The following is a 24,249-nucleotide window of genomic DNA, read 5'->3' as shown; positions in this document are numbered from 1 at the left end:
TAGTTATTCCGGAACAGGACAAAGATAATGATTAGAAAATGGTTAGTTATCCAATTGCTGAATTGTTCAATCGCTATATTGCTGAATTGCATTATCCCTTGGCGTTCGCCTCAAAATATCGTGCAAAAAACTGGGTCTGGTAATAAATAGCATTGCTCCAGTAGTTCCAGTTATGTGCACCGGGACGGGTTGTAAAATCATGCGGGATATTACGCTCAAGCAATAAATTATGCAGGTTCAGGTTTACCTGGTAAAAGAAATCCTCGGTTCCGCATTCAATGGCTAAGGCCAGCGAATTGGGTGTAAGCAGGTTCACTAAATTGATAACCGTGTTCTTTTCCCAGTTTTCGGGATGTTCTGCATACGAGCCAAGGCGTTTAGCTAAATCCCACTTCAGTGGAAACGGGCGTATATCTACTCCACCACTCATGCTGCCGGCCGCCCCGAACAGATCCTGGTGCCTGAAAGCCAGGTAAAGCGCTCCGTGACCGCCCATGCTTAAGCCGGTGATAGCCCGGCCGGTACGGTTTTTAATGGTATGATACGTTTTATCTACCCAACCGATAAGCTCTTTGGTTACATAGGTTTCATATTTCCAGCTTTTGTCTACCGGGCTGTCCAGGTACCAGCTGCCAAAACCGCCGTCAGGGCAAACCACCATCATCTGATACCGGTCTGCTAACTGGCTTATGGCGGTTTTTTGCGGCCAGTTGGAATAATTACCGCTATACCCATGCAGCAGGTACAGCACCGGGAAATCTTTTCCCGACGTATAATCATCAGGTGTAATAATAACGGCCTTTATCTTTTTATTCATAGAGGCGCTGACAGTTTCTACCGTATCAACCTTTGCAGCAAAGGCGTTGTTGATCCCCAGGAAAAAAAGTATGTAAATGAGGTAACGCATAGTATTAATTTTTATCATTGGTCTGCAAGTTTACTATTATTTACAAAAAATCAAAAACCACCCGGCCAGCAACTAACCACCAACAGAAAAGTTACTGTTAAATTTCTGTTAACCCACCCTGCTGTTGTTTAATAATTATTTAAAAACCGCTTAACACACAGGTTAACAGTTGTTTCTTCCTTTGTATGAGAAAAATTAAAAACTAAAAAAGTATGAAAAAACACGTATTATTTTTCGCTTTAACAATTGGCATTCTTGCCGGTGGTTGCAAAAAGAGCTCTGATTCAGATAACGGGGGAGACGACAACGGCATGGTTGTGATCAGCAGTGATATTACGGCAAGCACTACCTGGACTGCCGATAAGATCTACTTACTGAAAGGCAATGTGTTTGTTACCGGAAATGCTACCTTAACTATAGAGCCGGGCACTATCATAAAAGGCGATAAAGCAACCAAAGGTGCATTAATTATATCCCGCGGCTCAAAAATCACTGCCGAAGGTACCGTTGATAAACCGATTGTATTCACCTCATCACAACCGGCCGGCGCACGTGCACAAGGCGACTGGGGTGGCGTAATTCTGCTGGGTAAAGCTAATGTGAATTCAGGTACCAACGTGGCTATAGAAGGTATTCCGGCCAGCATTGGTGAAAAAGCACAGTTCGGCGGCACAGACGATGCAGATAATTCTGGTATTTTAAAATATGTACGGATTGAGTTTGCCGGTATTCCCTTACTACCGGACGCTGAGATCAACGGATTAACCTTTGGCGGCGTAGGCTCTGGTACTACCATAGAATATGTAGAAGTTTACCGCTCTGGCGACGATTCTTTTGAATGGTTTGGCGGTACTGTAAATTGTAAGCACTTATTATCTATCGGCGCATGGGATGATGACTTTGATACCGATAACGGCTTTTCCGGTAAAATTCAGTTCGGGCTGGCACAGCGGGCACAGGTAGTAGCCGATGTTTCCGGCTCAAACGGTTTTGAATCAGATAACGATGCCAATGGCACGGCAAATTCACCTAAAACGTCTGCCGTTTTCAGCAACATGACCATTGTTGGCCCGATGACGTCCGGAACTTCTACCAGTGGCATCAACGCTAACTTCCAGCATGCCGCACAAATACGCCGTAATTCATCGATCAGCTTGTTCAACTCTGTTTTCGCTAATTACCCCGAAGGTATTTTTATTGACGATGCTTTGCCAACCAGCGGCTCTAACTCATCAGCAAACTTCGTTGCCGGCACATTGGTTATTAAAAACAACCTGGTATACGGCTGTAATGCAAAATCTAATGAAGTGAAAGGTATTAACACTACGTCAAAAGCCTTGTTCGAAACCGCATTAAGAGCTGATAACTCCTTTGTTTCCGGCGGTTCTATAACAGACCTGCTGACCGATCCATTAAGATACGGTTCAGATTTCAAAGCCAGCACAAATACTACTTATTACGGCAAACCGAACTTCACCGTTAAATCAGGTTCTGCCGCTGCGTCGGGAGCTGCTTTTACACATGCGAAGGTAGCCGATGCATTTTTTGAGAAAGTTGCTTATAAAGGCGCCTTCGGCACCACCGACTGGACAGCAGGATGGGCCAGCTTTGATCCTCAGGTATTACCTTACACTACACCTGGACAAGTTAAATAAGTACAGGAGAATTTGAAAACGAAAAGCGGAAAGAGTTAAGTCTTTCTGCTTTTTTGTTTTACCAGGGCAGGTAAATCTGCAATCCGAAGCCCAAACCTATACCCGACGAGTTCCCTCCGGCATCAACATCAGCTTTACTGTAATTATAGCCTAATTTGCCTTCAAGTGCTATATTTTTGGCTACAAAATGTGCATAGCCCACGTAGGCTCCTGTAACCAGCGAAGCCGGTGTATTGGTTCCCTCGCTGTTTGAGCTATCTGAAAGCCCGGCAGCGCCCTCAATAAACCAACGGCTGCCGCTGTTAGCGCCTTCAGGGAAATAATAACGGACAAACGGGGTAATTCCATAGCTAAACGTGTGGCCATCACCGTAATCTGTTAATGCCAATGGCAAAATAGCGCCAACAACCAGGTTATCGGTAAAAAAATAACCTCCGCTTGGCGAAATACTGATCTGGAAAACCTTTGACGTAAAGTTATAACTGGTAGAGCCGATATCGCCCCCGGCAATCCAATTACCTCTTTTCAGTGCCGATGCAGCGGCATCTGCAGCAATCTGGCGGGCTGTTACCTGCGCCTCTGCTGCAAGTACAAGCAATATACCGGCTAAAAATAAGCACACATGCTTCATAGGTAAACAAGTAGATAATGTTTACGCAACGTGCAGGGTTAACAGATTGTTTGCCGGTTTATTTACCCCGTATCAGGCAATTACAGGTTTTTGCCCAGTTTTTCAATCATTTCGTGCGGAACTTTTTCCAGATCTACAATCAAAAAGCCATCCAGTGAATCAGAGAACTTAGGATCTATATTAAAGCAGATAATTTTAGCATTCAGCGCTGTCATATACTGCCTGAGCAATACCGGCACTTTCATGTGCGAAATTTCGATATCAGATATCAGGCTATCCAGGCTCTTTAACGAATTGCTGCCATCCAGCAACAGTTCTGCATCAAATTTGGAAAAATCTACCTTAAACTTTTTGCGGGGCTTCACATATTGCGCCAGTTCATGGTCAAAATGGTATTTGCTGATAAAATCGACTATCAGCGACTTGGATACTTTAGAAAAGCTGTTGCTGATGCTCACCGGCCCTATCATGTAGCGGTACTGCGGATTATCGATCATGTACTTTAAGATACTTTTCCACAGTAAAAACAGCGGTAAGGGCTTTTGCTGGTATTCTTTCCGTATCCATGAACGGCCCAGCTCCAGGCTTCTGCGCAATACCGGCTGAAACTGCTCTTTGATCTTAAACAGCTCAGCCGTATAAAAGCCACGTTTGCCCATGCTGTAAAAAATCTCATCGCCTTTACCAATGCGATAGGCTCCTACAACCATTTTGGCATCTACATCCCAGATAAATAGCTGGTTGTAATAAATATCGTAGCCATCCAGGTCAATAGCCTTATTGGTTCCCTCGCCTACTTCGCGGAAAGTTATCTCGCGTAAGCGACCGATCTCCCGGATAATACCCGGGATATTTGATGTCGGGGTTATAAATACCTCGTAATTTTTTTCTGACCATACCTGGTAATTTTTCCGGAGCTTTTCTACTTCGGCTTCCATTACCCATGTTTCAACAGGCGGAACAACGGGTTCCGGGTATTTTTTTATTTTGAACAGGTTTCTGGGATGCAGCAGTTTTTTCTCATTCTCAAGTCCGGCACCCAGCACATACGTTTTTGCCCGCAGGTAGCCAAGCAGCCTGGTGGCATTATTTTCATAAGGTATATCCTCCACATCAATGGGCTTGCCAATGCGTACCTTAATGGTATGCCCATGCTTATTAAACAGCTCTGACGGCAATTTGGCCGTACGTAAGGTGGGGTGAATGAGCGCCAGCAAGTTGAACAACAATCCGTTATTGCCGTGGAAATAGACAGGCAAAACCGGCACTTTTGCTTTCATTATAATTTTTCCAACTACGGGGTGCCACAGCTTATCTGTTATTTGCTGAGTATCTATTTTAAAGGTTGAAACCTCACCTGCCGGGAAAATACCGATCGGCGTACCCTGCCTGAGCAGTTCAAGCGTATTCTTAATTCCGCTGATGCTTGATGAATGGTCAATATTTTCAAACGGATTAACCGCGATGAAATAATCGCTCAGGTTGGGGATCTTTTTCAGGATAAAATTAGCCATCAGCTTGGCATCAGGCCGCACCGTGCACAATATTTTAAGTAGTACCAGGCCTTCTATGCCACCGTAGGGATGATTGGCAATAGCGATAAAAGCGCCTTCCTTAGGGATATTTCGCAGGGCAGTTTCGCTGATCTCTACCTTAACCCCCAAAACTTCCAGTATTTTGTCAATAAAATCTACGCCTTGCAGGTGCTGTGCTTTGGCAAATGCCTCATTAACGTCATTGATCTTCATCAGCTCCATCATCAGCGAAGCCAACCCCGGCATACGCAGCTTATTGAGCTTGATTGCTTTGGCAAACTCCTCTTTGGTTATTATCGACATACGGTTTTATTTTAAAAATTCCCCCCCAGGCTTCAAATTTCTGAAATATCTGTTAAATTTAGGCTAAAATAGCCAATATTGACCTAAAAGATACATGAAACCGGTTTGGGACTTTACCAAAAAAGAACTTAACGGGCTGCTGGTATTTTGCATCATTATCGTTGCGGTAGCGCTGTTTCCAATCCTGTTGGAATCTATTGAACCGGCAGGGAAAGCTTACCAATTTGAGCCCTTTATTAAAGAAACCGAGGCATTTCTGGCTTCGGCACAACCTGCCCATGTATACAGTTACCGGCAGGTAAATATGGATGCCGTAAAAGCCAAACCTCAGTATTTTGTGTTTGATCCTAATAATTTACAGGAAGATGGCTGGCTGAAACTGGGCTTAAGCCGGCGGCAGGCGCATATCATTCGTAATTATGTTTCGAAGGGCGGGCGTTTTTACAAAAAGGAAGACCTGAAAAAGATCTATTCCATTACCCCTGATGACTACAACCGGCTGGAACCGTATATCGATATTCCGTCAAGTTACCAACGACAGCCGTACGAAAAGAAAACGTATGCAGCCCGTCCGGCAGTTAACGTAGAGCTGAACAGCGCCGATTCGCTTAGCTTATTGGAAGTGAGAGGGATTGGGGCATCATTTGCCCGCCGTATTATTAAATACAGGGATCGTCTGGGCGGATTTCATTCCAAAGAACAATTAATGGAAGTGTGGGGAATGGATTCTTTGAGGTATCAGCAAATTGAAAACCAGGTGAGTATCAACGCTACATTAATTAAACCGTTGCCAGTTAACACAGCTACGCTTGATGATCTGAAACGGTTCCCTTATCTCACTTATAAGCAGATGAATGCTATTATCCAATACCGTAAACAACATGGCAACTACCATTCGGTTGATGATCTGCGGAAAATTGTGCTGCTGGACGAAGCAACCCTGAATAAGATAAGGCCTTACCTGGTGTTTGAGTGAGCAACTACAATAATTCCGCTTAGTACCTAACGCCTTTGTTCGTGTCATCATGAATCGGTATAAGAGAAGCTTCGTGAAGACACGAAACTTGGCCGGAAGGGGCTACTTAACAATATGGTTAACGAATTCTAAATAATTATCAAAAAGAAAGGAGTAGATTGGAAAAGTGATTTTGTCAAGATGCTGTAAACCATGCGGAACACCACCTGTAATTTTGATGTTCATCAGTAATCGATGATCAAGGTATTCATAGCCTGAAAAAAAATTATTTATTGTATCACAAATCCCGGCCAACTCCATATCATCAACCTTGTTAATTATTACATACATGGCAAGGCGCTCTGATGTTTGGCCTAAAGGGGCCACTCTGTCAAATATGGTAATCTCTTTAAAAATAGTATAGTATGAAGCAAGATTTGATATTTTAATTTTAATATCGGTTATTATTCTGAAATTTTCAATTTGTATTTCACTAATATTTATTCTATACGAATAGGCCGGAAATTGCAAATAGTTTTCATCAAACACCGTAAATTTCTGATTACTAAATTGTTCTTTTAGCTGAATGAATAATTTATAACAATGCTCTGGTAAATTATTATTAATTATATCATTAATCTTTCTTTCCAACAATAAACACAATTCCTGGTAACCGGGATAATGTGCTGTAGCTTCTTCGTTTAAAAGTCCTATTGGGTAATAATGATGAATAGTTTTTATTAAATCAACAATTGGCAGCCCATTTTCCTTTAACATAGATAAAATTTACTTATAGCTGGAGGCTTAAGTGTAAACAGACGAAGCCGGAGCTTCGCCCGATCGCTAACTCCGCCCGCCTATAGGATTTCAGATTAATATCGATAGGTCTTGTTTAGAATTTTGTCAAAAGAAATTGTCTGTGATATAGGCCACATTAAGTCTTTATTATCTTCATCCTTTACGAAAGTAACAGAGACATTTTTCTTAAGTGCATCTTCAAGCTTTTCAAGTTCAACCGGCGTTATCTGAGAATTAGCGTTTATAAAATACTTAATCGCAATTATTTTCCCTTTATCATTTATGTACATATTAACCAATAATGGTTTTTCCTGCATTAATTCAGAGAGCCTACCGCGACTAAACACTTCCATGACAGATTGTGTTATAGGCTTTTGAGTGGCATATGCAACATTTGAAAGTCGACTTAAATTAAGAGCCTTATCATAGGCCATCGGTATAGAATTTTTTCTGTAGACAGAAATCAACTTATTAGGCCCTGTACTTTTATATCTACCATCCTCCGGGCTATTATAGATATATACATTACGTTCTGCCTTTATCTCAGTTTTTTTGTTTTGAGCCCACAGATTATTAGCTATCAATAATGCTAAAATTATATTCAAGAGTTTCATATAAAGAAAATTAATGAGTGCATGAAGAATTATTAATTAATTGAAACATAGCTTGTGGCGGCATCTGATAATTTATCGATGTGCTTGAATACCCAGGATTGTTCTGAACAAATGTCTCCATAAAGATATAATATCCTGAACCCATTGTTGTAGAATAACTACTCGGGAATTGGGTAAAACCATTTGTTATATCAGAAAGCCAATCAGTATAACCACTTCCTAGAACTGCAAGTCCTCCTATATAACCATTCATCAATAGGTTAATATCCCTTATTACTTTTGATTCAAATTCAATATTTGCTGAACCTGCTTGATTCTGATATTGTGCTATACCACCTGAAATTGTCTTGTTCTGATATGCATGAAAAAGTTCTTCTTCTAATGCTTGCCATGATGTAGTTTGAGGATCTTGCATTGTAATTGCATCACTAGATGGATTGTACGCTGCCGGATATGACATTGTTGAATTTACAGAGAAATTAAATGTATAGGAATTATTTGTCATATAATTATATATTGCTTCTCCTACACAATTATCTTTCATTTCACTTAAAAGACTTTCGATTTTAGCTTTTTGTGCGGCGGTCAGGCTTGATGTACTCTTTAAAATAGCATCTAATAAAGGCGTACTTACACATTCTTCGCAATCATCTCCCCCACAAGAATCATCCTCATAACATTCCGGGTCGCCGGGATTTTCATTTACACCATCATCATGACAGGACTCTTCATCCCATTCATAACCGGTAGGTACCCAAAAGCAAACTTCTTCATCCCCTTCTTCCGCACTAACTGTAAAACAGGTAATTTCATACTCTATCCAATGGTATGTTACGCATACCCAGTTTTTAACTTGGTTTTTGGTTGGTTTAGTATTCTTTTTAACGCGTTTAAATGTTAGCCGGCCGGCTGGTTTGCCGTTCTTGATTTTTATGGCAAACAGCTTAGTCCCGTCCCACTTTTGATAAACCAGCCAACCGCTAAAATTTTTATCTAATTTGCCGGTACGGTTGCTTTTTACATTTTTTGAGAATTTGCCAATACAAGCCGCATCGGGCACAAAGGTAATAATGCGCTGGTTTACAACACCGGTTTGCTTGTCCTTATAAATTACCAGCCGGTCAAAGCTGGCCCTTAAAACTTTTTGGTTAACGTCATTGGCAGATGATGCATCATTTTCATTAACAATTAAAGAATGCCGCTGGTTATACACTATAGGCATTTCCAGATAATAATACCTAGATGATTCCAGTTGCATTGCTTTACTAAAGAGCGAATATTTTTTATTGACCCGTTTTTCAGACGAAACAGAATTCCCGGTTTTGGGTACTATTTTTCCCTCCCGTTTAATCAGTGAGCGGTAATAGAATTTACCGGTTGCTATGGTTAGAGGTTTACTTGGGTCCGCCAGGTCTCTTGCAAGCGTGGCGGCATCCGGTTTAGAAAATTCCTTGCGGCAGGCATAAAATATCCCTGTTATCAGCAATAAAAGGAATAAAGTGTAAGTAAATTTTGATTTCATTTAGGTATAATTGGTTTTAATTAGTTATACCTAAGTTAGCTATAGTTTTAAAAAAACAAAAAATATTTTTATTTTTTTAGATAAATCATACGCTCTGCGGTTTGTTTTTTAATAAACGCGGTAATTGAAGATGGTACTTTTACCGGCAGTTGCATAATGGCATTGCCCGTGCTATAGGCTTTATTATATTGCTTTTGCCCAATATACAGGTTAAACAGATCAAATCTTGGCGAAAAACGGTTGGGAACCATGTTGATGGCTTTTATTAAGGCGACTTCCGCTTGATTATATCGCTTTTGTTCTATGTAGCATTGCCCCAGCCACCTTTGATAAATGTAATTATTCCTTATAGCAATTAGTTCAGCCAATACACGTTCACAACGTTCAAAATTACCATTATAAAGTAATGCTTCTGAGTACAAACTGAGGAATTTCTCATCATGTCTAAGCCTGGTGTAATTCTCGGAGCACAGCTTGACAGCCTCGTCATAAAATCCCTGTTTAAATAATAGCCGGGCTTCCGAAGTTTGTTGGTAAGCCTGGTAATGCAGGATGTATTTGCCATAATGGTGTGCCATCAAAGCCCCTGTTATAAAAATAGCAACCAGCCAAACCCGGCCTGATTTAAGACTTAGCTTCTGCTGCCATATATAAACTACAGATAAAATAAGAACAAGCTGAAACCAGAGAACTTCAAAAACATACGTAAAAATTGCTGCAACCGAAAGTGCAATGAGGTTAAAAATAGCAACCTGATATAACGAAACTCCAATATTCTTACCAGGATTAGATATTGTGAAGTAAATAAGAAAACCATAGCCAATAACAATTGCTACCCCAATAATTCCCAGTTCAAGGATAACCTGGTAATAATCGTTATAAACATAATGTATATTTCCGGCTAAAAGTAATTCTGATATTGTATACTTTCCTGATTCAAAATACTTTTCCTGGTAATGCATGTAACTATTAGGAAACTTCCCCCAACCAACCCCATTAATGAAGTGCTCATTCAACATGGGTAGAGATATTTTATAGATTAGCAGCCTACCGGACGTTGAATGTGATTTAAAGAAGAAAGCAAGCAACCCGGTAAGTACAACAAGGCAGAGCATTATTATAAATTTCAGGAATGGTCGAATTAGAATACCGGAGGACTTTATTATTAAATAAACTGCCGCAATTAAACACCCGATAATAAATGAACGGCTATGAAAACACATTGACGCCGATAAGGCCACCAACATATAACAATATACAATTAGCTTTTCGAAGTGAGCCATTCAAAAGTGATTTATATTCAGGTTATAGTACAGATGAAGTATGTAAATATAGGGTAATTGTTATTTTATTATTAAATTCAACCAAACTTCAAATAACAACCAATGCCTGCTAAACAACATTTTTTATTGTTTATAATTTCTTTATACCTTATTTCATGTGCTAAAACACCAGCGAATGTAGAAACGGTTTTATCAATGTCATCAAACAGGACTGAACTTGAAAAGGTAATAAACCATTATAAGTATAGCGGTGAAAAGCAAAAATTAAAGGCAGCTTATTTTTTAATCAGTAATATGCCGGATAAGTATTATGTTGATGGTGATGAGATACATAATTACGACAGCATTTTTACCATTTTTAACAGCTATCATAAAAGAAAGAAATTTATCTATAAAAATTCGCCGGTTATCAGGGCAAAATGGGATTCTATTCTAAATAAATTTGGTAATCCGGCAGTAGATGAGTTGGATATAGTCAGGGATTATGATACGCTTAAGGCCAACTTCCTGATTGATAATATCGACCAGGCCTTCCGCTGGTACCAAACGGACAAAAACAAAAATATATCTTTCGATAATTTTTGCGAATATCTTTTACCGTACAGAATTTTAAGAGAAAAGCCCGAAGATTGGCGTAATATCTTTTTTTATGCCTATAAACCACTTTTTGATACGATTAAAGGCAGAAGCACTATTGAGACCGTTAAAAGTGTTAACATCTCTCTCGAAAAAATTCTTGATACTAATTACATTCTTTGGGAATATCCTTTTGATATTTCTGCAAGTAATATGTTGCTGGCCAAGCGAGGATCCTGCCTGCAAATTATAGCGCATACAGCTCTGATTTTTAGAGCTCATGGCATACCTGTGGGCATTGATTACACACCACTATGGGGAGATCGTCCTAACGGACATTATTGGAATACACTATTATTAGAAAATGGTGAGAACTTTCCTTTTGAGGGAGCTACCATCCCATTTAAACGAAAAAATAAATTTACCTACAGGATATCCAAAGCTTACAGAATGACCTTTGCGCTTCAGGATATACCTCAACCCGATAACAAAGAAGAAGTACCTGAATATTTGTTAAACAGAAGGCGGATTGATGTTACCCATGAGTACAACAAATGCTACAATATTAAAGTCAAAGTTAAAAAGCCTGCTACCGGGCACAGCTTCCATAATGCAGTTATTTGTACTTACGCTAAAACGGATTGGAAAGCACAAAGCTGGGGCTCAATTAAGGGTGATTATGCTTATTTTAAAAATATGGGTTCTGATTTGGCATATATCATTATGTATTATTATGGCAATCAATACATTCCTGCCAGTAATCCGTTTATACTTCAAAAAGATGGAAATTTAAGGGAAATTATCCCTGATTATCAACACCGGATCAATTTAACACTAACACGAAAAAATCCGAACTGGACAACCAATATTAAAAATATAAAAGCATCCGTTGGCTCTAAAATCCAGGGAGCAAACCGATCTGATTTTAAAGATTCCGTCACCTTATTCAAAATTACTCATCCGTCAGACAGATATGAAAAGTTGGTTATTAATTCCCCTCAAAAATTCAAATACGTAAGATTTCTGGGACCGGAAAAAAAGAACGCCAGTGTGGCAGAAGTTGAGTTTTATGGCAAAAACCAGGCGGGGGTATTATCTAAACTGAAAGGGGTCAAAGTTATGGGTTACCCCGAAGTGTCTGCCGACGCAGGAACTCCATATAAGAATGCATTTGATAATGATCCTGGCACCTATTTCATGGGCGGAAAATCATCGTACGGATGGGCAGGCTTAGAGTTGCCCCATGCCACCCGGATAAGCTATGTACGCTATTGCCCCAGAAACGATACCAATTTTATAATAATAGGAGATAAATATGAATTAAAAATGTGGAACGGCAATAATTGGATTTCGTTAGGAACTCAGATTGCTCATGACCAGCAACTGAAATATTTCAACATTCCATCAAATACATTGCTATTGCTTCACGATATGGATCGCGGGCATGAAGAGCGTATATTTACATACGAAAATGGTAAGCAAGTATGGTGGTAAAGTGACTTAGTTAACGAGGCCAACTTTCACGTTTTTTTAAAATGCAATAATGGTATCTGGCGAAATAGTATGATCATTATCAAATAAAAAATTATAAAGTGGATATTGGATAGTTAAATTATTATCCTCCATACCATGTGGGGTTCCGTACCTAACTCTTCTATTGAATAATAAACGATGATTTACAAACGTGTAATTGGGGAAACACTCTTTTACTATAGCAGCTAATATGTTTAAATACTTCTGCTCTTGATCAACAAGCATAATGTTTGATGAAATGACAGATGTTCTTAAAGGTACAAAACGTCCTGGCCAGGCCGGTATATTTTTATGATGAATGAGTTCATTATAAAATATGGTAAAGTAATTGGTTAAAAGCGAGATCTTTAATTTCAGATAATAATAAATGCTTATTTCATCCAGATCTTTATGCAGTAGTTTTATAGTTAAACAATAATTGGGAAACTGCCTTTCAAATTCGGTAATTATAGCATAGTCGCCAAAGGATTCTCTTACACTTTTAACCAGCGCCTCACATTCGTCAGGTAGCTTTTGGTCTATCAGCAGGTCAATTTTTTGCTCAATTATTTTCAACAGGTTCTGATAACCACTATACTGCGTATTGGGTATATCAAATCCAACAGGGTAATATTTCAACGTGGCCGCTATCAAATCCTGTAATGAATCAGGAAACTCGGTGGTAATTTTAATTTCGGGTATCATTGTTAAAGATACAAAAAGGCGACGGAATATATTACTTATAGCCGGAGGCTTAAGTGTAAACCGGACGAAGCTGGAGCTTCGCCCGATCGGACGGTGTTATTTACTTTTGAGCTACCTTCTTTTTCCTGGTACTACCAACGCCCCGGTTTGTGTCTCCATGAGCCGGTATCAGAGAAGTTTCGTGAAGACACGAAACTCGGCCGGAGAATATTATTACTTATAGCCGGAGACTTAAGTATAAAACGGACGAAGCTGGAGCTTCGCCCGATCGCTAACCTGCCAATAACTTAATATCCTACTGTAAACCGCTGACGGATAAACTGCGGGTTTTCTGTTTCATTAAGCAAAGCTACAGCGAGGTCTTCAACAGAAATTTTGCTCTCTCCGTTCGCATCAACCACCGGGTTATCTTTACCCAGGCGAAATTTGCCGGTACGCTGACCAGGCTCCAGGTGAAATGCGGGGCTTAAAAAAGTCCAGTCCAGTTGTTCTTCTTTTTTAAGAATATTCAGGTAATCGCGTGCCGCGGTCGCACCTGTTTTCCAGGCTGCCGGAAATTCCGGTGTATCTACAGCCTGCACACCCGGAGCTACTTCCAGGCTTCCGGCTCCGCCTATTACCAGCAGTCGTTTTACGCCTGATTTTTTCGCAGCGGCTTGTAGGTTCTCCGAACCTTTTATAAAATCGTTATACAGGTTTTCATTGTCCCAACCTGCATTATAGGTACTGATAACCGCATCATGCCCGGCCAGTAAACCGCTGATGTCTTCATGCAATACATCTGCTTTAACTACATGCAGATTATTACTTTTAACGGTTACCTTTTCGGGATGCCGGACAATTACGGTCACTTCCATTCCCCTGCTTAATGCTTCATTTAAAACTGCCGAGCCTGTAAATCCGGCTCCGATAAGTGCTATTTTCATCTTGTTTATTATTTTATACATACCAGTTTGTATGTTGTTATTAAAAAAATTTATTCCCTTAAACGGTTAACATAACCCACTAATTCATCAAAGCTATTGCAAAACAGCTCATAACTCTGGAACAATTTGGCTATAGAATAACATCCTTCTAACGATGAAATGATGTATACGGCGATATGCTCAGGATTAAAGTTGTTACGAACCTGTTTTTGTTGCTGGGCATGAGCTAATGCCCGGGCAATAAGCTGAGTTTCTGTATCCACAATGTTCAGTAGGGCATCTCTAAAACCTTCATCCAAAGGTGCCATTTCCTGTATCAGGTTATTTAAAGGACATCCCAGATGGATGTTTTCCGGATTGGAATAGCCTTTTATCCGGTTTAACGCCTCAATAATAGCGTCAATTACCGGAAGATCTTCCCGCACCAGATTGGCCCAGTCACTGATATACTGAGGTGCAATAATTTCGTTCACAATGGCATAGCCGACATCCATTTTAGTGGGGAAATAGTGATAAAATGCGCCCTTGGTAATACCTAATCCGGCTATTACCTTATCGGTGCGTAAACCCTGAAAACCGTGTTTACGCATTGCCTCAAAGTTTTTATTCAGTATCTGAGTACGGGTATCCTGCATAACGAAACAAAAATATACATACCAGTTGGTATGTTAATGAGGTTGCCTTAGTTTTTACGTTCAGCTAACAATCAGCGCTGGTATTTCCAGTTCCGGGATTTGTCTTCCGACAGCCATTCAATAGTGGTGGCTATGCGTTTTGAGCGGGTTGCTTCTGTTTTAGCCTCGGTGATCCATTCTACGTACTCTTTTTTATGCGAGTAGCTGAATGCATAGAAAACAGATGAAGCCTTGGGATTTTTGTCCAGTTCGGCAAGTAAACCGGCAGGAACTTCTAATGGTAACTTTTCTTTAACAGGCTTTTCCCGCTTTAATTTTACACCGGCTTCGTTCAGCCGGACGGCTGCCTGGAGATATTCGGTCAGGATGGATCCGGACGGGAGATCTTCCAGCTTGGTAATATGTCCCAACTGTCCCATATCGCCATCTTCGGATTTTTTTAGAATATGATGCGGGTCAGGCAACTGGCTGCCGTGCCACAGCACAAACGCACAATGCTGCTTGAATGCGGCCATACCACAAACATTGCCCTTATATTCAAAAAAAGGCATGCCCCATTTTATCGTTTCGATAACCTGGGGCACGGCTTTATGTACAACCTGACGGATGTAATTCAACACGGGTTTTGCAAAATCAGGCGATTTGGCAATATAGTTGTCAACCCGCTGGTCGAATTTTTCCATCTACTTTCCTTTTAAAACATCGAACAATAGTTCGGGCTCGTTAGTGGTGATGAAGTCTACCTTTTGACTGATGAACTTCTGCATGTCTTCTTTTGTATTAACTGTCCAGACGTTAATGCTTACGCCTTCTTTTTTGGCTTCTGCAATCCAATCGGGATGTTTATCGAAAACACTGAAATGATAATCGATACCGTTGTAGCCTACTGCTTTTACTTCCGCCGGGCTACGATCGCCGTTAAGGTAAGCGATATTAGCATGAGGCACCAGCTCGGCTACACGTTTACCGGCATCAAAATCAAACATGATATAATCTACCAGCTTGTCTGCTTTAAGCTTTTGTACGGCAGCCACGCACATTTCGGCATTTTTAATGGTACGCTCTTTACTGGTTGAGCTCTTGATCTCTAATATCAGGCGGGTCTTTTTCTGTTTCAGGCCTTCTGTCAGGTATTCTTCCAGGGTTGGAATTGACTCGCCGTTGGGATGCTTTTTGGCCAGCAGATCCTGGTAGGTGGCCGTAGCTATTTTGATACCATAAAAATCGGGATCATGGTTCACTACCAGCACATCATCTTTGGTGATATGCACATCAAATTCAGAGCCGTAACATCCCAGCTTAATAGCTGCATCTAATGAGGCAATTGAATTTTGCGGCAGGTTGGTAGATTTCCAGACACCACGATGGGCAATAACTTTTGTTTTAGGCTTCTTCGCCATAGCGGCAAATGTAACAGTTAATAAAAGAAGCACGCTGATTGTTGACTTAAATTTCATTGGTTTACTTTTTATGTTTATTAGTTAGATGGAACCTGCTGATAGTTAAAGATACCTCTTCCTGATTTTATTTTAACCATCCTGATTTCATATTATTTTGTTTTGTTCCGGCTAATATATACAATTTACATAAACAATTCTGTTTCTATTTTTTAAAGTTTTGTAAGCTTATACAACTGAACACCATGCCGGTTTAATTTTACGTCAAATGTTCCGGTTGTTTTCCCTGCATCCTGCTGCCGCCACAGGTCCCGTACCTGATACGTACCATGCAGGTTCAGATCAGAAAGCTTTAAGGTATAATCCGTCGGTTTGTCGCCGGTGTTGAAAACGCCTGCTGCAACAGTGCCATCTGCCAGTTGCTTAACCCACACCTGTACATCGCCGGCATTGACCATACGTGCAGCCTGCTTACCCAACGCATCCTGGTTAACTGAAATTACCTCGGCATTGGTCAGCAGTCCGCGGGTAAAATCATCCAGCCGGGTCAGATCGCACCCTATCAGCAATGGCGAGGCCAGCAGGCTCCATAAGGTGATGTGCGTATATTGTTCATTCGGCGACAGGTAAGTTGGCCGCAGGTTCTTGCTCCAGCCCACATAGCCCACAACCAGCATATCGGGGTCGTTCCAATGTCCCGGCCCGGCAAAGCTTTCCAGCCCGGCTTGTCCGAAGCCTATTTTGAGTACACTGGCCCAGGTATCACGGATATCGCCAGTTGTACGCCAGCAATTGCCACCCACATCAGGCCCCCACTTCCACACATCCTGCCGTCCATATTGACACAAACTGTATACGATATCCCGCTCGGCCTTCTTCAATGCATCGCCCATGAGTTTATAAGGCGCTATAGCCTGCTCCAGGGTTGGTTTCTCAACCACATTACCATAGCTGCACCAGTCGTATTTCAGGTAGTCAAAACCCCAATCGGCAAACTGGCGGGCATCCTGGGTTTCGTGCCCGTAACTGCCTTCATAGCACTGGCAGGTTAACGGGCCGGGCGAAATATATAAACCGGCTTTTAAGCCATAACGGTGAATATAATCGGTCAGACCTTTCATATCCTTAAAATCGGCATTGGAGATAATATTACCGTTTGCATCGCGGGTATTGCCAGTAACTTCCGGTTCGTTAAACCGGATGCGATTTCCTTTTTTACGGCCGGGCATCTTGCGGCTCATAAATTCTTCCGCGGCTGTTTTTACAGCGCTTTTATCCATATCGGTTTGACCGGGCAGCTTCATCCAGCAATCGTCAATATTTACGTACGACCAGCCATAATCGGCCAGCCCGGTTTTTATCAGCTCATCGGCTGTATTGATGATATCTTTCGCCGTTACATCGCAGGCAAAGGAATTCCAGCTGTTCCAGCCCATAGGCGGCGTGAGCGCAATGGCATCGCCAACTTTCAGGGTAACTGTCTTTTCGGCAAATCCATATTGATTTTCCGCATGCAGGGTCAGGGTATAATTGCCTGCTTTATTCACCACGCCGTGTATCACACCGCTGGCTTTATCAAATGTACAACCGGCGGGCAGCCCTTTTACCGAATATGTAAGCGGACGTTTTCCTGTTGCCGCTACACGATAAATCAGCTCATGTCCCGGGCGTACGCCATATACGGCCGCGTTATTAATGGCAGGTTTACTGCCTGGTTTGGGCGTAAGAATAACGTATTCTGCTTTTCGCGATTGCAGGTAAACGGCCCGAACTTTTTTTAATCCATCCAGGTTAACAACGTTAGTGTCAAGCGATTGAGGAGCAACACCACGTTCGTTACAGGACGTACGGTATGCCCGCTGATAGCGAGCGGCCAGCACCGGGTAGATATTTTCCGGCGGAACATTTGCGTTCCAGATATTGTCACGCTCCTCCCAGCTCATTTCAAGCATGGCCGTAGTGTTGCTGTTATATTTGGCACGTAAGGCCGCCCAGGTTTCTTTGGCGTTTTTTTGCCACTCTGTTTTTGCCGATGTGCAGGTCTGTAACATTTCATCAAACCAGGAGCTTGCCGGCTTTACCGGTGCAGCGGTTAATGTATTGTTTAGCAACAGTAAACCGGGTATCAGCAGCAACATGCTGCGCTTTAATCCGGAATTGGGAAATAATTTGGTTAGAAATTGCATATTAGAAATTCAAAAGTTTTACGTCAAGTATACAAAAACCACCGGTACGATTCAAAACAATTTGTTCTGAAACGAAAGATAATCGTACCAATAAAACGTCTATGGGTAAAGCCTTATAACCCAAAGAATCTGGTTGCTCCAACTATAATTCGTCGTATTCGGGAATATACGTATCAGTTATTAGCCGCATATTCTCTCTTATAGGCCAATGGCGTTTTATGATAGATCTTCTTGAATATCCGGCTGAAATAGTTAGGGTCGCCGTAGCCACAATAATACGCTACTTCATTAACAGGCATATCGTTTTCAAGCATTATTGCTGCCTTTTTCAGCCGGTATTCATTTAACAGCTCTGTCCCGCTTTTATTTAATATCCTTTTCAGGTTCAGATGAAGCGTGGTTCTGCTCATGTGCAGCTGCTCCGCAATATCCTCGATAGTGATCGAAGTATCTGAAAAACTTTTCTCCAGCACATCGTTCAGGTTGGTCAGAAACTCCTGGTCTTTATTATTATTCGGCAGATTTTCTGCGACCAGCTTCCCAATACCTATTACATATTCTCTAAGCTTAACCCTGGATTTAATGGTATTGGTAATTAACAGTTCAAGCTCTTTCAGGTTAAACGGCTTACCTAAATAGGCATCGGCCCCGGTATCGAGGCCATCGATCTTAATATTTTCTGTGGTACTATCCGACAGTAGTATTACGGGTATATAGCTATATTTTTTGTCGTTCTTAATTCTCCGGCAAAGCTCAAAACCATCCATACGGGGCATCTTTACATCGCTAATGATAATATCCGGCGGATTTTTTGTTATTTTCTTTAGTGCTAACAGGCCGTTGGTGGCCGTAATTACATGATATGCTGCCGAAAAATGTTTATACAGAAACGTGAGCAGCTCCTTATTATCTTCTACAACCAGCAGAGTGTATTTCACTTGCATTGCCTGATTGTTATCTGTTGCTGTTGATATTATTTCGTTATCATTAACCGTGTTTTGCCTTTCCGGCTCCGGCGATTGCTCCGGGACAGTAACCACCGATAGTTTTTTATTATGAAGATCAGCATCATTAAGATGCATCATTACCGGCACGGTAATTTGTATGGTAGTACCACGGTCTACCTCGCTGTCTATAGTTATCTCTCCGCCAAGGTATTTAACCAGGCTATTTACCAATGCCAAGCCAATGCCGCTGCCTTCCCGGTTAATTGCCTGGTTTTCCTGGGATTTATAAAATGGATTGAATACATTTTTCAGTTCTTTTGCCGACATTCCTCTTCCGGTATCTTTCACCATAACGGTCAGCCATTTGGCATTGATATCCTTATCCCGTATATCCAGGCTTACGGATATCTTTCCCGAAGAAGTATTTTTTATGGCATTTGATATGATATTAAAGCAGATCTTCTCCATTTTATCTGCATCAAAATAACACTCAAATAGCTCAACGGCAGGGTGAAATTCAAGCTCAATTCCTTTTTTCGCCGCAATGGTTATAAACGAATCTGAAAGCTCGCGAATAAACCCTACAATATCTTTTTTTGAAAGATTAATAGCAGCGTGATCGGTTTCTATTTTTCTGAATTCCATTAACTGTTGTATCAGCTTAAACAGGATGGAGGCATTATTCTTAATACTGGATAATTCAACACTTTTTCTGAACTGACTTCCATGCTCTTCTATAAACTTATCGATTGAAGCCAGGATGAGCGTCAGCGGCGTTTTAAACTCGTGAGAAATAAACGTAAAAAAGTTTAACCGGTGCTGCGTTACTTCAGTGATCTTTTGCTTTTCAAGCCGTTCTAACTTTACTTCCAGCTGCTTTTTATGCACAAACTTTATAAATCTTGCATAAGCCCATACCAACGCAAGCAGCAAAAGAACATACAGCAAATAAGCGACCCGGCTTAAATAAAACGGCGGTGATACCCGTATTTTCAATATACGTTCAGCACTATTGGCTGTTCTGTCGGCATTTACCGCTTTTACATGAAAAACGTATTTGCCGGGCGAAAGGTTGGTATAGGTAACACTGGTTTTATTACCCACATAATTCCATTTATTCTCAAATCCCTCCAGGTAATAGGCATAATTCGTACTACCCGGATTTGCATAGTTTATTGCAGCATAAGCTATGGTGAATACGTTCTGGCTATAGGTTAAACTTACTTCAGCACTATAATCTATCTGATTTTCAAGTATACCTGAGGGTTGAGGTTCTACGCTTTGATTAAAAAGCTGAAAGTCGGTAAACCGCAACGGGAGAACGGTACGCCTTGAGGCTATAATAGCCGGATTAAAGAAACAAACTCCATTGATACTACCAAAATACAATAGCCCTTCGCTGGTTTTCAGGTAGGATTTGAAATTGAACTGGTTAGAGGGCAACCCGTATTTCGTATCAAAACTGGTAAACTTGCCTGTTTGCACGTTAAGCCTTGAAATACCGCGGTTGGTTGTGAACCATATATCTTTATTATCATCTTCCAGTATTCCGTAAACATTATTATTGGGCAGCCCATCTGCCATGGTATAGGTTTTAAAAACATTGCGATCAATGTCATACCTGGTAGCGCCGCCATCAAGCGTACCAAACCACAGGTGTTGTTTGCTGTCTTTATACACACTGATAACCTGGTTACTTTTTAATACCGGATATTTATTCCCGGCAGCATAATGCGTTAGCTGGCTATTGATGGGATTGAACCGGAAGATACCATCATAACGGGTACAAAACCACAAATCACCGTTTTTATCTTCGGCGATATCATAAATAAATTTATTCCCAAAAACTGAGGGTCTGAACAGACTGAAAGTCCGGGTTTGATAATTAAAAATATTCAGCCCGTTCTGGGTTGCAACCCATAGCACGCCCCTGCTGTCGCGATAAACAGCGTATACCATATCATTAGACAGGGATTTTGCATTGCCCGGCTGATGGGTATAAACAATGGTTTTATTGCTGCGGATATCAAACTGATGCAGACCTCCCAGGAAGGTACCTACCCAAATATTTCCGTAGCCATCATCGTGTATGGCATGCACATTATTTACCGTCAAATAAAAGGGCGAGCTGGTTTTGTTAACATGCATATAGGCATCTGTAGCCGGATTATAGATGGCAATGCCTCCGTCTTCTGTTCCTATCCAGATATGGTGTTGGCTATCTTCCATCATCTGGCTGATGGCTTTTCCGCTTAAGCCGTTTATTTTATCGTTGGGCATCAGGGTTCTGAACCCAAAGTCGCTCGGCGGAATATAGTTTACTCCTCCAAAATATGTTCCAAGCCATACAGAACCATCTTTGGCTATATAGGTTGAATAAATGGCCTTATCGTTTAACTTCCGTGGATTACTGTTAAATGCCTGCAAATAATTTCCGGAGTGTCCGGTTTTCAGGTTATACAGGTAAAGACCGTCTTCAGTACCAATAAATAGGGTATTCTGCTTTCTCGAAACAGACCTGACGGTGTTGGTTTCACGGGTTTCGGTTGTTGCAAACTGAATGCGGTTGAACCGTTGATTTTCCGGATTATAATTGTAAAGACCATAATTAGTTGAAAGCCATATCCGTCCTTTAGCATCTTTATAGATATTAAATACATTGAAATCATTACGAGATAAGGCTTCCAAAGCCGATGCATTGAATACGCGTTGCACCTGCCCTTTGCTGTTAATCAGCTCCAGGTTATTATTTGCAGCTAACAAAAAATAGTCATCGGCCACCAAACACATGGCTTTTGCAGCACTATTCTTTCTGCTTATCAGCTCAAACCGGTTATTCCATAACTTATATAATCCTGTAGTTGTACCCACGTAGATAGCCTGCTGCCATTCAAAGAGAAACAATACAGTTAATTTATTGGGCGAAACCCTGCTATCCTGCAAACGGTTAGTTTTAGCATCATATACATATAATCCATTGTCTGTGCCTACGTATATCAGCGAGTTATGGCATAGTAATGAACTTATTTTATTTGCAGATTCGCCTAACCCGGCATTTTTGATATAATAATTTTTAATCTCATAACTGTCATACCGGTTCAGACCTTCCCGCGTACCAAACCACATAAACCCTTCCGCATCCTGAGTAATGGCATACACCGTATTATGCGATAGTCCCTGGTTAGAAGTAATTTTTCTGAATCGTATATCCTGAGCCTGTCCGTAACAATTCAGGCAACAAAACAGGTAAACAATAATACTGATATACCGCATAAATAACTGGCTTAGTGGTGTATTATACGAATATGGAAATAAAATTCTTTACCTGTTCAATCAAACAGCCCGGCATCCTGCATTCTAAACAATAGTGCTTAATATTTAAACATTTGTACTAATGGACATGGAACATTTTGACCTAAAATTGCTTATCAAAAACCAATTAACCTGTTATGAAATTTTTATTGTACCTGAGAACAATTCTGGTTGTTTTATTCACTTGTACCCAGCTACATGTTTTCGCTTTTACCGCCAATACCAAGCCTAATATTATTATTATTCTGGCTGATGACATGGGCTATTCTGACATTGGATGCTACGGCGGCGAAATTCATACCCCTAACCTCGACTGGCTGGCCAAACAGGGTATACGGTTAAGCAGCTTTTATAACGACAGCCGCTGCTGTCCTTCACGAGCTTCATTGTTAACCGGGTTATACCAGCATACCGCCGGTATCGGCAATATGACAACAGATCAGCATACACCCGGTTACCGGGGATTTCTGCAACCCAATGCGGTTACTATTGCCCAGGTTTTAAAACAAGCCGGTTATCAAACCGGAATGGTGGGTAAATGGCATGTATCAGAAACGGAGGCTTTTCCAGACAAGGAAACCCAACTGAAATGGCTGAACCATGAAATAACTGACAGAGATTTTTCTGATACGCTATCTTATCCTACACATAAAGGTTTTCAGAAATATTATGGAAATATATGGGGCGTGGTAGATTATTTCGATCCGTTTGCCCTTGTAAACGGTACGAAGCCAGTGCCAGCGGTTCCGAAAGATTTTTATTATACCAATGTTATTGGCGATTCTACGGCAGCTTATATCAACCAGTTTTCGGCAAAGAAAGATCCGTTTTTTATTTATATGGCTTTTACAGCCCCTCACTGGCCGTTACAGGCATTAGAGCAGGATATTAAAAAGTATGAGAATACCTATAAAAAAGGCTGGAAATATATCCGCGAACAGCGCTACCAACGCATGGTAAAGCTTGGATTACTTGATCCGAAAACCGTAAAACTATCTGATTTTATGTACCCGGATAAACAATGGGAAACTAATGTGGATTCTGCATGGGATGCCCGGGCCATGGCGGTACATGCGGCCATGATCGATCGTTTAGACCAGAATGTTGGTAAAGTAATTGCCCAGCTAAAAAAGAACGGGCAGTTAGATAACACACTGATCATGTTCATGTCTGATAACGGAGCAAGCCCGGAAAATCCATCTGTTTTCGGACCGGGATTTGACCGGCCCAGCGCCACCAGAGACGGCCAAACAATAGCCTACCCGGTTAACAAAGAGGTATTGCCCGGCCCACAAACCACTTACGCCGGTATAGGCCCTCAATGGGCCAATGTATCGTGCACACCATTTAGGTACTGGAAATCAAAAGAACATGAAGGGGGAATTTCCACGCCATTTATCGCCTTCTGGCCACGGGCAATAAAGAACAAAAACAGCATCAATCATACGCCCGCACATCTCATAGACCTGATGTCGACCTGTATTGAGGTAGCAGGAGCATCTTACCCGACAACATTTGAGGGCAATGACATATCCCCGACTCCCGGCAAAAGCCTGTTTCCTGTTTTCACCGGAAAAATAAACGGGCAGTTGCATGATGAACTATTCTGGGAACATAATGGCGCTGCTGCATTAAGGCAGGGTAATTGGAAAATCGTACGCGTTGATGCTAAATCAGGATGGGAGCTTTATGATCTATCTCAGGATCGTTCAGAGACCAGCAACCTGGCAGCAAAATATCCCGAAAAGGTAGCCGACATGCAAAAAAAATGGGCACAACTGGCGCTGCAATACCATGCGCTACCCAAACCTATAGTCAAACACAATAACTAAATTATAATTAACCAGAGA

Annotated in this window: 18 protein-coding genes; 4 read left to right on the top strand and 14 right to left on the bottom strand. The window is 41.2% G+C overall.

The annotated features are described in order from the left end of the window. Window positions 1-91 precede the first annotated feature (91 nt). Window positions 92-925: an alpha/beta hydrolase gene (locus FW774_RS16590; protein WP_187774935.1), complete on the bottom strand. Its 834-nt coding sequence runs from the start codon at window positions 923-925 to the stop codon at window positions 92-94. 194 nt (window positions 926-1,119) lie between these two features. Between FW774_RS16590 and FW774_RS16585 the strand changes: the two genes are divergently transcribed. Beyond that, entirely contained in the window at window positions 1,120-2,562 is a 1,443-nt protein-coding gene (locus FW774_RS16585) for a hypothetical protein (protein WP_149349327.1), read from the top strand. Window positions 2,563-2,620: 58 nt separating this feature from the next. Here the strand turns inward: FW774_RS16585 and FW774_RS16580 are convergent, their stop codons facing one another. Both FW774_RS16580 and FW774_RS16575 read right to left on the bottom strand, forming a co-directional pair. Continuing rightward, window positions 2,621-3,193 (bottom strand): hypothetical protein, encoded by a 573-nt coding sequence (locus tag FW774_RS16580; RefSeq protein ID WP_149349326.1) that lies wholly within the window; start codon window positions 3,191-3,193, stop codon window positions 2,621-2,623. An 80-nt stretch (window positions 3,194-3,273) separates the two neighbouring features. After that, window positions 3,274-5,031, bottom strand: coding sequence for a lysophospholipid acyltransferase family protein (locus FW774_RS16575; RefSeq protein ID WP_149349325.1), 1,758 nt, complete (start codon window positions 5,029-5,031; stop codon window positions 3,274-3,276). Between the two features lie 94 nt (window positions 5,032-5,125). Here FW774_RS16575 and FW774_RS16570 point away from each other — a divergent pair, with 94 nt between their 5' ends. Then, window positions 5,126-6,007 carry a helix-hairpin-helix domain-containing protein gene (locus FW774_RS16570; RefSeq protein WP_149349324.1) on the top strand — a complete coding sequence of 294 codons (882 nt, stop codon included), beginning with the start codon at window positions 5,126-5,128 and terminating at the stop codon, window positions 6,005-6,007. 102 nt (window positions 6,008-6,109) lie between these two features. Here the strand turns inward: FW774_RS16570 and FW774_RS16565 are convergent, their stop codons facing one another. The 4 genes from FW774_RS16565 to FW774_RS16550 all read right to left on the bottom strand — a co-directional run bounded on the left by FW774_RS16565 (window position 6,110) and on the right by FW774_RS16550 (window position 10,203). Continuing rightward, window positions 6,110-6,763, bottom strand: a complete 654-nt coding sequence (locus tag FW774_RS16565; RefSeq protein WP_149349323.1) for a hypothetical protein — start codon at window positions 6,761-6,763, stop codon at window positions 6,110-6,112. A 95-nt stretch (window positions 6,764-6,858) separates the two neighbouring features. Further along, window positions 6,859-7,398 carry a hypothetical protein gene (locus FW774_RS16560; protein WP_149349322.1) on the bottom strand — a complete coding sequence of 180 codons (540 nt, stop codon included), beginning with the start codon at window positions 7,396-7,398 and terminating at the stop codon, window positions 6,859-6,861. Window positions 7,399-7,408: 10 nt separating this feature from the next. Next, window positions 7,409-8,920, bottom strand: a complete 1,512-nt coding sequence (locus tag FW774_RS16555; protein ID WP_149349321.1) for a hypothetical protein — start codon at window positions 8,918-8,920, stop codon at window positions 7,409-7,411. A gap of 68 nt (window positions 8,921-8,988) precedes the next feature. Further along, complete coding sequence (locus tag FW774_RS16550; protein ID WP_149349320.1) at window positions 8,989-10,203, bottom strand: O-antigen ligase family protein; 1,215 nt, start codon at window positions 10,201-10,203, stop codon at window positions 8,989-8,991. Window positions 10,204-10,398: 195 nt separating this feature from the next. On the opposite strand from FW774_RS16550, the gene FW774_RS16545 reads away from it, so the two are divergent. Beyond that, a complete protein-coding gene (locus FW774_RS16545; protein WP_187774934.1) occupies window positions 10,399-12,273 on the top strand; it encodes a transglutaminase-like domain-containing protein in 1,875 nt (624 codons plus the stop codon). A gap of 36 nt (window positions 12,274-12,309) precedes the next feature. Here FW774_RS16545 and FW774_RS16540 read toward each other — a convergent pair whose 3' ends face one another. The 7 genes from FW774_RS16540 to FW774_RS16510 all read right to left on the bottom strand — a co-directional run bounded on the left by FW774_RS16540 (window position 12,310) and on the right by FW774_RS16510 (window position 22,360). Continuing rightward, window positions 12,310-12,996: a hypothetical protein gene (locus FW774_RS16540; protein ID WP_149349318.1), complete on the bottom strand. Its 687-nt coding sequence runs from the start codon at window positions 12,994-12,996 to the stop codon at window positions 12,310-12,312. Window positions 12,997-13,283: 287 nt separating this feature from the next. Next, window positions 13,284-13,922 carry an NAD(P)-dependent oxidoreductase gene (locus tag FW774_RS16535; protein ID WP_149349317.1) on the bottom strand — a complete coding sequence of 213 codons (639 nt, stop codon included), beginning with the start codon at window positions 13,920-13,922 and terminating at the stop codon, window positions 13,284-13,286. 50 nt (window positions 13,923-13,972) lie between these two features. Next, on the bottom strand, window positions 13,973-14,557 hold the full coding sequence (locus FW774_RS16530; RefSeq protein WP_149349316.1) for a TetR/AcrR family transcriptional regulator: 585 nt from the start codon (window positions 14,555-14,557) through the stop codon (window positions 13,973-13,975). 71 nt (window positions 14,558-14,628) lie between these two features. After that, window positions 14,629-15,240 carry a YdeI/OmpD-associated family protein gene (locus FW774_RS16525; protein ID WP_149349315.1) on the bottom strand — a complete coding sequence of 204 codons (612 nt, stop codon included), beginning with the start codon at window positions 15,238-15,240 and terminating at the stop codon, window positions 14,629-14,631. Further along, window positions 15,241-16,014: a glycerophosphodiester phosphodiesterase gene (locus tag FW774_RS16520; protein ID WP_149349314.1), complete on the bottom strand. Its 774-nt coding sequence runs from the start codon at window positions 16,012-16,014 to the stop codon at window positions 15,241-15,243. 152 nt (window positions 16,015-16,166) lie between these two features. Further along, complete coding sequence (locus FW774_RS16515; RefSeq protein ID WP_149349313.1) at window positions 16,167-18,140, bottom strand: putative Ig domain-containing protein; 1,974 nt, start codon at window positions 18,138-18,140, stop codon at window positions 16,167-16,169. A 173-nt stretch (window positions 18,141-18,313) separates the two neighbouring features. Continuing rightward, entirely contained in the window at window positions 18,314-22,360 is a 4,047-nt protein-coding gene (locus tag FW774_RS16510; protein WP_149349312.1) for a hybrid sensor histidine kinase/response regulator transcription factor, read from the bottom strand. Between the two features lie 176 nt (window positions 22,361-22,536). On the opposite strand from FW774_RS16510, the gene FW774_RS16505 reads away from it, so the two are divergent. Beyond that, window positions 22,537-24,231: an arylsulfatase gene (locus tag FW774_RS16505; protein ID WP_149349311.1), complete on the top strand. Its 1,695-nt coding sequence runs from the start codon at window positions 22,537-22,539 to the stop codon at window positions 24,229-24,231. Window positions 24,232-24,249: the final 18 nt, after the last annotated feature.

This window comes from Pedobacter sp. BS3, from assembly GCF_008274585.1.
In the GTDB taxonomy this organism is placed as follows: Bacteria; Bacteroidota; Bacteroidia; order Sphingobacteriales; family Sphingobacteriaceae; genus Hufsiella_A.
Note: the sequence above shows the minus strand (reverse complement) of the source record. Positions and strands in the feature narration are given on the sequence as shown.